The organism is Vibrio alginolyticus NBRC 15630 = ATCC 17749, assembly GCF_000354175.2.
GTDB lineage: Bacteria > Pseudomonadota > Gammaproteobacteria > Enterobacterales > Vibrionaceae > Vibrio > Vibrio alginolyticus.
In genome coordinates, this window is the sequence record NC_022349.1 from 2,601,805 (window position 1) to 2,615,049 (window position 13,245).

General features: G+C 39.3%; 10 protein-coding genes. 8 read left to right on the forward strand and 2 right to left on the reverse strand.

Annotation, left to right across the window (positions count from 1 at the left end; genetic code table 11):
• Positions 1-86: 86 nt before the first annotated feature.
• Genes N646_RS11980 through N646_RS12005 form a run of 6 tightly spaced genes read left to right on the forward strand, consistent with a single transcriptional unit; the run spans position 87 to position 6,919 of the window.
• Positions 87-1,532, forward strand: coding sequence for an asparagine synthase-related protein (locus N646_RS11980; protein ID WP_005379482.1), 1,446 nt, complete (start codon positions 87-89; stop codon positions 1,530-1,532).
• A complete protein-coding gene (locus N646_RS11985; protein ID WP_005379484.1) occupies positions 1,529-2,641 on the forward strand; it encodes a glycosyltransferase in 1,113 nt (370 codons plus the stop codon). The genes N646_RS11980 and N646_RS11985 overlap by 4 nt, the downstream gene beginning before the upstream one ends.
• 33 nt (positions 2,642-2,674) lie before the next feature.
• The gene (locus N646_RS11990) at positions 2,675-3,757 is read left to right on the forward strand and encodes an EpsG family protein (RefSeq protein WP_005379486.1); all 1,083 of its coding nucleotides are present in this window, start codon (positions 2,675-2,677) and stop codon (positions 3,755-3,757) included.
• A gap of 8 nt (positions 3,758-3,765) precedes the next feature.
• Complete coding sequence (locus N646_RS11995; protein WP_005379488.1) at positions 3,766-4,854, forward strand: glycosyltransferase; 1,089 nt, start codon at positions 3,766-3,768, stop codon at positions 4,852-4,854.
• Positions 4,851-6,113: a TolB-like translocation protein gene (locus N646_RS12000; RefSeq protein WP_021034099.1), complete on the forward strand. Its 1,263-nt coding sequence runs from the start codon at positions 4,851-4,853 to the stop codon at positions 6,111-6,113. Before N646_RS11995 ends, N646_RS12000 begins: the two co-directional genes overlap by 4 nt.
• Positions 6,110-6,919, forward strand: coding sequence for a glycosyltransferase (locus N646_RS12005; protein WP_017820723.1), 810 nt, complete (start codon positions 6,110-6,112; stop codon positions 6,917-6,919). The genes N646_RS12000 and N646_RS12005 overlap by 4 nt, the downstream gene beginning before the upstream one ends.
• 115 nt (positions 6,920-7,034) lie before the next feature.
• Here N646_RS12005 and N646_RS25085 read toward each other — a convergent pair whose 3' ends face one another.
• Together N646_RS25085 and N646_RS12015 are read right to left on the reverse strand one after the other, a co-directional pair.
• Complete coding sequence (locus tag N646_RS25085; protein WP_017820724.1) at positions 7,035-8,042, reverse strand: sugar transferase; 1,008 nt, start codon at positions 8,040-8,042, stop codon at positions 7,035-7,037.
• Between the two features lie 239 nt (positions 8,043-8,281).
• Positions 8,282-9,598, reverse strand: a complete 1,317-nt coding sequence (locus tag N646_RS12015) for an MBL fold metallo-hydrolase (RefSeq protein WP_017820725.1) — start codon at positions 9,596-9,598, stop codon at positions 8,282-8,284.
• A gap of 1,145 nt (positions 9,599-10,743) precedes the next feature.
• Here N646_RS12015 and wecA point away from each other — a divergent pair.
• Positions 10,744-11,826 (forward strand): UDP-N-acetylglucosamine--undecaprenyl-phosphate N-acetylglucosaminephosphotransferase, encoded by a 1,083-nt coding sequence (gene wecA / locus N646_RS12020; RefSeq protein WP_017820726.1) that lies wholly within the window; start codon positions 10,744-10,746, stop codon positions 11,824-11,826.
• A 61-nt stretch (positions 11,827-11,887) separates the two neighbouring features.
• Entirely contained in the window at positions 11,888-13,171 is a 1,284-nt protein-coding gene (locus N646_RS12025; RefSeq protein ID WP_017820727.1) for a UDP-N-acetylglucosamine 1-carboxyvinyltransferase, read from the forward strand.
• The last annotated feature ends 74 nt before the right edge of the window (positions 13,172-13,245 follow it).

Sequence of the window (13,245 nt, forward strand, 5' to 3'; positions counted from 1 at the left end):
GTATAAATATTTAGAGTGGTAATTATTTTCAGGGCGGAACAAATTAAAAAACTTCGCCTATAGCAGTTTATTAAGGTTTTAGTAGCATGAGTAAGCTAGGTCTGGGAACTCGAACTTTCTACTCAGAGGGTGAGAATTGTATCAACTATAAAAAGCATATTTCTAAGTTTGATCTTCAAGGGCGTTTAGTAGATCCTATTTCGGTTATGGAGTTTTTGATGAAAAACTACATATTCTCGAACCGAACTATGGTTCAAGGAATTGAACGAACACCTTGGATGGCAAAGCGTGCGTCAAAAGATAGTGAGTCTTGGAGTTATTTAGATTTGCCTCCTCATCTTAAAGATAAAAAAAGTTCTCCAGAAGTAGCAAAAAAGCTAAAACAGTTACTAGAAATTGAAGCCCTTGAATTCCTTAACGGAAAAAGGAATATAGGTATTCTACTATCTGGTGGTATGGACAGCCGAATTGTTGCTGCTATCGTGAGGGAGCTACAGGTTACAGGTAAATATACTGGCGATGTTACCGCTTTAACATGGGGTTTAAAGGACTCTCGTGATGTAGTATATGCGCAGCGAATTGCACAAAGCTTTGGCTGGGAATTCAGCTATAAGCCTTTGACTGAAGAGGTGCTTTACAACAATATTTTTCTCACAGCTGAACGAGGCGCAGAATATTCTCCCGTGCATTTGCATGCAATGGCAGATGTTTCAAAAACTATTGGTATCGATGGAATTTTGGCTGGTAGTTATGGTGACAGTATTGGTAGAGGCGAATATTCTGGCAGAAAAACTTCTGAGCTGCCTCATATACTTGACCGACATATGAATCATTTTGCTTTTCTTCGAGCTTCTGTTGAAAAGGCGGCTATTCATGGTGTTCGAGCAGACTTAGAACGTGAGCGGTCTCGATTCCCTGGGCGAAGTGAGATGTCTTATCGAGAGATAGAAATGCAACAGCATTATATGCGCCGCCAGTTGAACGCTTGCATGGAAGTTATTGATGACAGAATTCCTTTGTACCAGATGTTTACTTCACCGGATGTATTTGGGTTTATGTGGTCGTTAGATCCTAGTTGTCGTACAGACGATAACTATGAACACTTACTTGAGTTGTTGCCTGGAAACTTATTGGATATTCCTTGGGCTAGGACAGGGCGTCGTTACAACAAAGCTAACAGTATCGTAGAAGATACGCTCACTAGTCGTAACAATTGTTATGGGAAATGGTTGAGACACGACCTAAGGAGCACCGTTTTGAATGAGATTAATAGTGGTGTATTGCAAGAGTTAGGTATATTTAATGAGAAGTCTTTAGATATGTGGGCAAAGCACTGGCCTAAAACAACTTATGCTAAGGCAGATCGTCTTGATGAAAAAATGGCATGGTTAGCATCATTTTCAGTTTTCGTTAGAAACAATAACCTTAAGTCACAAGTAAACAAATATAGTGCACTTGATGACTTCAATCGACTAAAGGCTTTTGCTTACACCAAGCTATATCATACAGCACTGAAGGTCAGCAAACGATGAGAAAATCAATAACATTTATTATTGGTGGCTTACGTGGCGGTGGTGCAGAGAAAGTTTGTGTAACTTTAGCGAACGGTCTTGTTAATCAGGGGTACTCTGTAGACTTAGTCGTATTGAGTCTAAACGGTGCTGTCAGAGAAAAAGAGCTAGCTTCCGAAGTGAACTTAATTAATTTAGACGTTAAGCATACCCGTTATTCAGCCGTTGCTATTTCTCGCTATCTTAAGCAAGCAAAGCCTAAAATAGTTTTATCTTTTAACCGCCAAATATCAGTAATGTTGGGTCTGATACGAAGTATCATGAGACTGAAATTTACATTGATTTCAAGAAATATCATTTTCTTATCTATAGCTGAATCAAAGAAAAAAGGCCTATGGCACGGTTTTATTGTTAAACATTTGATTAAGAAGTTTTATGCACTGTCTGATTATTTTATCGCTCAATCTTCTGCAATGAAAGTAGACTTGATTGATTACTTAGGTGTCGAAGCATCCAGAGTTGAAGTGATCAACAATCCTGTTTGCCAAATTGTTGCGAACTATCAGAAGCAAGTGTCACTTGGCACTATCGTAAATGAAGCCAGTATTGAAGACTATTTGCTATGTGTGGGAAGACTGGAAGAGCAAAAAGCTTTCCATTATGCGATTGAAGCCTTCTCGAAAGTGGCACCAAGGTATCCAGAGCTCCGCTTGAAGATTGTTGGGCAAGGAGGCTTGGAGAGTGAACTGAAGAAGTGCGCCGCTAAGTTTAATGTACTTAAAAGAGTAGACTTTGAGGGGTTTCAGGGTGATATGATTCCTTATTATGCCAATGCAAAGGCAACGTTATTAACTTCATTATTTGAAGGCTTCCCAAACGTGCTTGTTGAATCGATAACACTTGGGACTCCAGTTGTTTCATTTGATTGCCCAAGTGGTCCAAGCGAAATCATTGAAGATGGCATAAATGGATATTTAGTCGGCTATCAGGACGTAAATGAGTTAGCAGAAAAAATATCACTAGTCTGTGATGGCAGTATTATTAGAAAAAAAACACAAAGTACATCTGAACGATATACTATAGAGAAAATTTTGCAAAGTTATCAGTCTTTAATTGAAGCTAAGTCTTAATGCTCTTATCTTTTTACTAAAGGTTGAATTATAGTGGCAATATACTTCTTTCCATTCTTTCTGATTATGTTTTTTTCTATTATTTCTGTTAATAGAAGTCAGAGTGTAATCAATTTATCGCCAGCACTTTATATATTACTTGTGCTTTTTGTTGGCATTAGATATGCCTCAGTTGATTACTTTAACTACGAAGAAATTTACTATTATGTCGACAATGTTTCAGAGATGGGATTTCCAAACTATATCCCATCTTCTGGAGAAAAACCGACGGAAAGCCTTTATGCATTCTTAACACTATTTATTAAGTCATTTGGTGGTAGTTTCGAACTATTTGTTTTTTTTATTGCTTCTATATCTATAGGGATAAAGCTCTATGCATTTAAAAAAATGTCGAACTTCTTTTACTTATCAGTACTTTTATACATAGCTATCTGGATGCGGGCAGACTTAGGGCAAATACGGAATGGTTTGTCTTCTGCGATTACTTTAATGGCCGTCTACTATTTATACCATAGCAGGAAGTTGATTTTTACTCTCGCCGCGACATCATCTTTACTGGTACATATTGCTGCAGTGTTATCTTTTTTATTGATTTTTATGAAAAAGCTCGCGCGTCCGTGGATGCTGTCTTCAGTGCTCGCAGCATCCTTTGTTATGGCTGCTGCTGGTGGGTTCGGGATGACAATTGTTCTCTATATTGCTGAGTTTATGGGGCTGGGTAATGAATTTAGACTCGTCAGATACATGGATTCAAAGTTTGCTGAGTCATATTCTATATTTGGCGGTACCGTTTTAGTTCATTTATTAATTTCTGTATTAATCCTCTTGTTTTACAAGAGATTGGTTAAGGTAAACAAATATAATTCTATTCTAATACCCATGTATGTTTATGGATTTTCGATGATGCTGTTTTTTATCGATTATGGGATTATGTTTGCTCGTATAAAAGATCTTTTCTGTACACCAGCTTCCATCATAATATTGCCTTCTATTGTGTTGATTTTTCATAGAAGGTCTAGGCCGCTTATATATTTATCTTTAATAGCATTTTCTGCACTAATGTTTGTCACTACAGTTCAAAACGCAGAACCATATCAAACAATAATATTTAATTAGGTACAAACATGAGAATCCTCTTTGTTGTCAGTACATTGAAACACTCTGGCCCAACAAATCAATTGCTTAATATCATAAACAACCTTGATAGAAACATTTTTGAACCACACTTGATCACATTGTCTCCGGAGCCTCAACATAATAGCCGCTGGAAAGACTACGAAAGTGCAGGGGTCAATCTGTATTCTTTGAATCTATCTAGAATTAAAGGCATGTTTCTAGCTAGCTCAACACTGAAGAGTTTAATCAAAGAGATCCAACCAGACTTAATCCATACTCAGGGCATCCGAGCTGACAGTCTTGCCTCTTCAATTGCAGGTAGCATTCCATGGGTTATGACATCGAGAAACTTTCCACCTGAGGACTATATTAGTAAGTTTGGTCGAATTAAAGGAGCGTTGATGGTTAAGCAGCACTTTTCTGCTATGAAAAAGTGTCACAACTTAGTGTCATGCTCTAAAACGATCCAAGCACAGCTAAAGAGTGTTGGCATCGAGAGTGATGCGATTCAGAATGGTGTAAAAGACTTTGTAGAAAGCTCACAGGCTCCTTCGGTTTTGCAAGAATACGAGAAACCGGTTTACATTTCTGTGGGAAGTTTAATTCCAAGAAAAAACATGGAGTTATTGATAGATGCGTTTAATAGGCTACCCAATAAAAGTGCAGGTAGTTTGATTATTCTTGGCGATGGCCCTCTTAAAAATGACCTTCAGGTCAAAGCTGGGCCCAACGTGGGTCTTTTGGGCAATGTATCCAATGTAAATGAATATCTTGCTGCTTCGGATTATTTTGTATCTACTTCATTATCTGAAGGCTTACCAAATACAGTCTTAGAAGCTCTATCCGCAGGTTTGCCTGTAATATTATCAGACATTGACTCCCACCAAGAGATAGCACAAGAATCTAAACAAGCGTGTCAATTATTTTCTTTAGATTCCGGTACGCTTCATCTTAAACAAAAGTTGTCTCAAGCACCGATCGACTTTGATGAAAACTCAAAAAAAGAGGCGAGACGACTCGCAACAGAAGTGTTTTCTGCGAAGCAAATGTCTGAAAAGTATCAAGAACTATATCGTAAAATTTTGGAGGCACAGTGAGTAGTTATAGCGGGTTGGAACGTAATATTGCCAGAGTACTGAGGCGCTTTCCTGCGATCAAAGAGTTTGCAAAGTTCTGTTACTCTAGATTAATGTATGTTCGAGCTAAAAAGTCTTACAAGTTCAAATCTGAAGTGAGCCCTATCGCTTATTCCAACCAATCAAGGGAAAGCTTTTTTGGCTACTACGATAAGTCCCCGGAAAACAGCCTAGGAATGGTAATTACCCAATTATCTAGTCGCTCAACTAGTCTTTTACCTTCAATAGAAAAAAGTGTAGAAGTTGCTGTATTTGATAATAATCAAGAAATGTTATTAAGCTTGTCTGTCAATGCCTACAACTGGCAGCAAGGTTGCAGAGCGCATTGGCTAAATGAAGATCTTTTCATTTTCAACGACTACGATAGCGAAAGAAACATTTACATTGCGAAAATCTATTCAGTAAGTGAAAGAAAGCAAATTAAAGAGTTTAGCCATGCGGTGCAGGATTCTTTCAAAGACGAGTATTTTATTTCGCTAAACTATAAACGTCTGATGACTTTAAGGCCGGACTATGGTTACCGAAATACCTCACTACTAAAAGACAAAGAATTGCGTGATAATACCCAAGATGGATTATGGTTTGTAGATATTAAAACTGGTAATACGAAACTATTATTTTCTCTAGATGATGCTTGTAAAATAAATCCCACTCCAGACTTTCAGAGTGCGGTGCATAAATTTAATCACGTGATGATCTCACCATCAGGTGAACACTTTATATTTATGCATCGATATTTACTAGGTAAGCGTCGTTTCGATCGCTTGCTCAAGTTTGATATTACAACAGGAAATGTCACCTTGTTGAGTGACTTTGGTATGGTAAGCCACTGTTTTTGGGTTAACGAGTCAACGGTGCTTGGTTTTATGCGGGGTCCTAATGGAGTTGATGGTTATTGGCTTATTGATGTGGCTTCTGGCAACTTTACTCCATTCCAGCATGAGAAACTTTCAGGTTATGGGGATGGGCATCCTCATGTAGTCGGAGATTGGTTTGTGACTGATACATATCCAGACAAAGCTAGAATGCAGCATCTTCTTCTCTGTAACCTTGTCACTGGTGAAGTTAAACCAATTGGTGAGTTTTTCCATGGATTTGAGTTTTCAGGAGAAACAAGGTGCGACCTCCATCCTCGATTATCATCATGCGGGACGGCCGTTTTCTTTGATTCGGTATTTAGCGGTAAGCGTCAACTTTACAGAATGGATCTACCTAAATGAAATTTAGTGTTTTGCTCTCTGTCTATACCCAAGAGAGTCCCTCATACTTAAAAGAAGCAATGGAAAGTATTTGGGAGCGGCAGACCTTAAAGCCAGATCAGATAGTTTTAGTGAAAGATGGGCCTCTATGTTCTGAGTTAGAAGATGAAATTGTATCGTGGAAGGTCAAGCTTGGTGATGTTCTAACACTTGTTGAGTTGCCACAGAACATTGGGTTAGGGGGTGCATTAAATGCGGGCTTGAAAGCTTGTCGAAACGAATTAGTTGCGAGAATGGACACCGATGATATCGCATTGCCGCAACGTTTCGAAAAGCAAGTTGAATTTATGCTTCGAAATCCGAGTATTGCTGCCTCTAGCGCAACGATTGAGGAGTGGGATGAGAGTTTTAGCTTTCGTATTTCTGAACGCAAGTTACCAGTTAGTTCAGCAGAGTTACGCAAGTTCGCTATTCGTCGTAGCCCTCTTAGCCATCCAGTTTCTATTTTCCGAAAGTCGATTATAGAATCCGTAGGTGGGTATCCAGACTTACGGAAAGCTCAGGATTATGCTTTGTGGAGTCTTTTATTGAGTAAAGGATATCAGCTAACTAATTTACCTGACACATTGTTGAAAATGCGCTCGGGCAAAGAGATGCTTACTCGCAGAGGGTATTTTTACTTCAAGCAAGAGTGTAGGTTAATGCGCTATCAAAAAAGAATAGGTTTCTTATCAACGAAAAACTTGATAGTAAACACTTCATTAAAAGCGGTGCTGAGGCTTTCTCCAAGGTTTACTAAAAAGATTATCTATAGATTTGCAAGATAATTGTTAGCATACTTTTTAAGATATAACTAACTAAAGTAAATACAAAAAGAGCAGCGACCGTAAGGCGCTGCTCTTTTTTCATATCTATGATCCGTTCGATTAAATTCGCCGTGTTTTAGCGACCCATCCCAAATAACACCGTTTTGACTGTAAGGAAAAGAATCTTCACTTCCATCATCCAGTTTTGGTGTTTGATGTAATAGACATCGTATTTATGCTTCCAAATAGCATCTTCTACCGATGCGCCGTAAGGGTATTTTACTTGAGCTAGGCCAGTGACCCCAGGTTTAACGGCGTGACGAAAGCGATAGTAAGGAATGGCTTTTTCTAACTCAGAGATGAACACTTCACGTTCTGGGCGAGGGCCAACCATCGACATCTCTCCCTTTAGTACGTTGATTAACTGAGGGAGCTCATCAATGCGAGTTTTACGAATAAAACAGCCGACTTTCGTTACGCGAGCGTCATTTTTTGTTGCCCATTGGGCTCCGTTCTTTTCTGCATCGTTTCGCATCGAGCGAAACTTAATCACTTCAAACTCTTCATTATACTGGCCGGTACGACGCTGTTTAAAGAATACCGGACCTGGCGATTCAAGCTTGATGAGTAGTGCCGTAATAAGCCCTACTGGAATAGCAACCCATGACAGCATGAAAACAAACAACAGATCGATGAAGCGTTTTTGCCAGCTGTTCTTACGATTAGAAAGGATAGAAAAAGCTTTTTGGTGTAAGAAGTAGCCGCTGTGCAAAAGCTCAGTTTCAGTATATCCGAGTGAACGGTCAAAATAGCTCACTAATGGCTCAACCCAAGCACCTAGCTCTGTCGCCGCGACAAGAAACGCTTGCTGTTCAGGATCTAGATGCGAGCTTTTGAAGTGGCAAAGCGTTTTGCTCTTGAAGTCTCTAAGAGAATAGTTATTAACCTGAGCGTTAATCTCAGGATGCCTCTTAAGTACTTGAGCAATTTTTGCTTCGTCTTCTTTTGGACAGTAGATATAAAGGCAAGCATTTGATTCACTTGCGGATAACTCGTCCAATGCTGATGTTATGCTGATAGAATTATGCTTAGTTAATTCAGAAGCTTCTCGTTCTTGAAGCGTGTCGCTCATACTGTCTGTCATAGGAATGGAATAAGTTGTTATCGACTAGCCAATTGCTTACAAGTCGGCGATTATAATTTATTTCGTATAGAAATTATATCCCTGAATCCAGAACATGCTCATAACTTTGTTAATTTTCTTGAACCTGAGTCCTTGTTCATGACTTGTTTTTGAATCTTAACGTAATTATATCAATGAACTCGAAAAACTATGTTTGCGATATATTATATTGTCTCGAAATTAAATGATTGTTCATTTCACTATATAACGCAGTTATATCCGAGGGTTATCAGTTGTTGATAAAGCGATCTTTTCGACGCTTGTTCACCATGAATAAGGTGAACTTCTTTCGGAGGAGTAGGAATACCAGAAACAAACTGTATTAAATCTTCCCTATCCGCATGTGCAGAGTAACCTGACATGGTATGTACTTGAGCCTCCACTCTAACGCGCCTTCCTTCAATCAATATGTTCTCTTCTCCATCCTGAATTCGCCGACCTAGCGTCCCTTCTGCTTGATAGCCTGCAAATAACACATCATTTCTTTTATCTGGCAGCAATGCTTCTAAATAATTGACGACACGTCCACCTTCACACATACCAGAGGCCGCAACTACGATAGCAGCTTCTGCCGTGCTCGCGAGTCGATTGACGAGCTTTAAATGGTCAGTGTGGCTTTCGACGGTAATACATTGATCAAACGCAAGAGGGTGTCGGTGATGCTCGAGCCGCTCTTTCGCTTCAGCTCCCCAAAGCTTTTTAAATTGCCTATAGGTAGTAGTTACCTTTTTAGCCAAAGGAGAATCGAGAATAATAGGCAGAGAATCTTGCAAGGCGTGCTCATGAATAAGCTTTTCTATATCAAACAGTAACTCTTGAGTTCTCCCGACGCTAAAAGCAGGTATAACAATTACGCCACCATCCTGAAGTGCGTGCTCAATAATAGAAAGCAATCGCCTACTGCGAGACTCAACATCTTCGTGAACTTTATTGCCGTATGTTGACTCGATAAACAAATAGTCAGCTTTTTCAGGCGATACCGGGTCAGGTAGGAGAGGCGTGTTGCGAGGTCCCAAATCCCCTGAGAACACAACAACTTCATTGTTTGATAAATGAAACTCAACATATGCAGACCCTAAAATGTGTCCTGCTGGTTGAAAGCGAAGATAGGTATGTTCTTCTATCTCTATCCATTGGGAGTAAGAGCAAGGGCGAATAAGCGTTCGAATAAAATCGAGCAAGCTTTCCCTTTGATGGCGCCTCATGCCTAATTGGAGCTTTAATCCATCTTCTAACATAAGCGGTACGAGCTCAGCGGTGGCTTTCGTACAGTAGATAGGTCCCTTATAACCTGCAGCCAATAGCCAAGGTAGCCGACCAACATGATCGATATGAGAATGGGTTAGAGCAACCGCTTTGAGATCAGAGATAGAAAAGTCGATATTCAAACTCTCCTGCTGAGCATTATCTTGACCTTGTAGCAAACCACAGTCGATCAGCACACTTCCATTTTGTAATACGAGCTCGTGACAAGAGCCTGTAACCGTATTTTTCCCACCGTGGTGCAGTACTTTCATAACGAAACGACGCCTTTTCCTTTGTTAACCCACGCTTACGAGTATTTGCTTTTATATAGCGACACCTCGCGACGTAAAGACGGCTCAGTCAATCGCGCAATGAACAAGGTAAGCAGAAAGTGGTGAATAAGTGAGCGCATTGTAGGCAAGGATAATGAGAGTAAGAAAACAGCAAAACCGAAAGTTTAGAGAGACTTAGATATTCGTCATAAATTTGACTGTGTAGTATTGCAACCTGTTGTGATGCAATTCATATTATTGCAACTATTTTCACTTAGGCTTCTGAGATTAACGCGCTAGCTATACAAACATCAGCTATGCCGGAAGGAGTTTAATAATTAGTAAGTCAACAAAAAAGCGTCACGTTTATGGCGAGTTAAGTGTCAGAAAAAAGACATTTTTTTGCAAGCTTTTTGCACGTTCTACTTTTAGTTGCAACGTGTTTACTATACAATTCGTCTCCTGTTTGGAAACGCAACCATTAAACACTACGTATAAAACTTGCTTCTAGGAGCCAGACCTAGGGGCGGTAGCGTGCCTAAATCATCTGTTAGTCTCTTTCCTAACAGAAGAGAGACCAAGCAAGATAATTATTTAATAATAATAAGCACCTAAGTGCATTTCTGGCAAGATTGATTTATAAAAAACGAGAACTATTACAAATTTATGTAATTCCCTTTTGTCAGAGGGACGCTCAAAGCTAACAAAGTGGCGAGCAAATGTTGGTTAGGCATAGGTTACAATTTAAATCTCCATTTCTCATACCTATCAAAACCAAATACTAGGTTTATAGAAGTACATAACTACCGGTCCAAACCGTCAGTTAGTATGTTCAGCTTTGTATTTGGCCTGCCTATAAAAGGCTGAGAACCGATGGCCGTCACGAGCTAGTGTCGGTGGAACTCAGTTACTTACATATTCAATATTAGAAATTAGCGTTTGCAATGCGTTACAACCCACGTTGGCTAATGTGGTTTTGTCACGCCAAAAAATCACCTGCTCATTCTTAGAGTTCGGCGTGTCTAGATACGAGCGAAGCAAGAATCTGCAGTATCGGACCTGTGATGCAATGGAATCCGTAAAGGGAATCAGTCGGATGCGTTATAGATTTACCTCAAACTTATTTAATAACACAGTTGGCTATCATGAATAATGCATATTTATTTGTATTTATTTTGTCGTTCGTTCTACTTTTTGTTATGCGCAAGGTTGCTAAGCGCGTAGGTCTAGTAGATAAACCCAATGCAAGAAAGCTTCACCAAGGAGTAGTACCCCTTGTAGGAGGCATCTCCATTTTCTCTACTATACTGGTCGGGTTCCTTCTGTTCCTACCAATGAATGACAACCTATCACTCTACTTATCTTGTTCGGCTGTGCTTATAGTGCTCGGCGCATTAGATGACTACTACGATGTAAGTTTCAAAATTCGTCTTATTATCCAAGCTGGAATATCCCTTGCGATGATTTACATCGGAGGCCACAGCTTACACGATTTAGGCTACTTAATGGGGAGCGAAACCATTGCCCTTAATGAAGTCGCTGGCGCAGTGATCACCGTTATTGCGGTAATAGGCGCAATTAACGCATTTAATATGGTTGATGGCATAGACGGCTTGCTGGGCGGGTTAGCCTCGGTCACCTTTACAGCATTAGGTATTGTGTTTGCCTACAACGGAAACGAATATTTAGCCACGATCTGTTTAATGATCGTGACTGCGATGCTTCCTTACATCTTCATGAACTTAGGTTTCCCACTTGGTCGTCGCTTTAAAATCTTTATGGGTGATGCTGGCAGTATGTTTATCGGCTTTACAGTGGTCTGGATGCTGATTCGCGGCACGCAAGAACCAGGAGCGGTAGCCTTCAAGCCAGTCACAGCACTGTGGTTAATAGCTTTACCGTTGATGGACATGGCAACCATTATGATCCGTCGTATTCGTAAAGGTCAGTCACCATTCCAACCAGACAGAGAACATCTACACCATATTTGTCAGCGTATTGGGCTTTCACCAGGTGCAACGTTAATTTTCATCTGTTCGATGGCATCGATTTGTGCTGCGGTAGGCTTATGGGCTGATTTTACTAATGTAAGTGAATCAATAATGTTTATTACTTTTTTGGTTCTATTTGGCTGCTATTTCTTTTTAATCTCTCATATTTGGAAGTTCTTAACATATTTTAATAAAGTGTTTAATAAAAACCTCCATATAAGAACGGAACTAAAGTAACGGTTTGATTTTAGGCTAGCGTTATTATTATTTTATAATTTAATTTTTTGGAAAAATTGAGATGACTTTATATAAAGATATACTTGAAGTTGAGGGTGGACAGGTCCCTAAAGGTATTGTAACTGTATCTGGAGCTAAAAATTCTGCTACACGTCTTTTAGCTGCTGCCACTATTTGTGACGAACCTGTGACTTTAACCGGGTATCCGACAAACTTAGTTGACTCAAAGCATAAAGAAAGATTCCTTAATAATAATGGCGTAAAGACTAAAATTGATGGAGACTCTCTATATATTAATTCTGAAGCTTATGAGCCACGTAAACTCGATGATTATTTCTACCCAATTCGAACAACATATCTGTTAGTTGCAGGACAACTCAAGCGATCTAGAAAAGCTTACATACCGTATCCTGGAGGGTGTAATATAGGCGCGAGAAAATATGATGTACATATATCTATTTGGGAAGAGTTCGGTTGTAATGTCGAGGAAAAGGAAAATTGTATAGTTGTAACTGCTCCTGAAACGATAGAGTGTTGTCAATTCGAGTTTCCTATCTCGACTGTTGGAGGAACAGAAAACGCTCTCTTAATGGCCTCTATAGCCAAGGGCACCTCTGTATTATCTAATGCCTATATAACTCCGGAAATAGAAGATCTAATAGAGTTTTTAAGAAGAAGTGGTGTGGAAATAAATGTAATTGGACAAAGTTATATTAAAGTCACAGGCTGCAATGTATTAAAAGGGCATACTTATCACGTATTACCGGATAGGATAGAAGCATTAACATGGCTAGTATATGGTGCAATATCCGGAGGGGATATTTTAATAAAAAATGTTCCTTTTTCCTCTATGGAAATTCCATTAATGTACCTTAAGAATGCTGGGGTCGATTTTTTTCAAAATAGCGATAGTATTTATATTGGTCCTTCTTGTATGGTGGATGGGCATGCTCATTCATTCGAAGTCGCATGTGGCACCCACCCTGGAATTATTTCGGATATGCAGCCTTTTTACGTGATGTTAGGGTTAATGTCTGTAGGTAAATCTAGAATTCATGATTATAGATATCCAGAGAGAATTAGCTACTTGTCTGAGTTACAGAAATTTATAAACTTAGAACTAGAGGCATCTGTTGGACAGATAACAACGAATGGCCCTGTGATATTTAATGCATCCGATGCTTCAGCAACTGACTTACGCGGTACTATGGCTGCGGTTTTAGCTGCATTATGTGCTCCTTCTGGAGTCTCCAGAATTACAGGAGTTTCAATGGCACTACGTGGATATAATGATCTCATTATTAAATTAGATGGTTTGGGTGTGAAAGTGAAATATTCTAAATAATTTCTTGTTCTTAGTTATTAAAAGTAAATATAAGTTTTCCCTTGACGGACTTTAACTATTAAGGGGGAACTTAA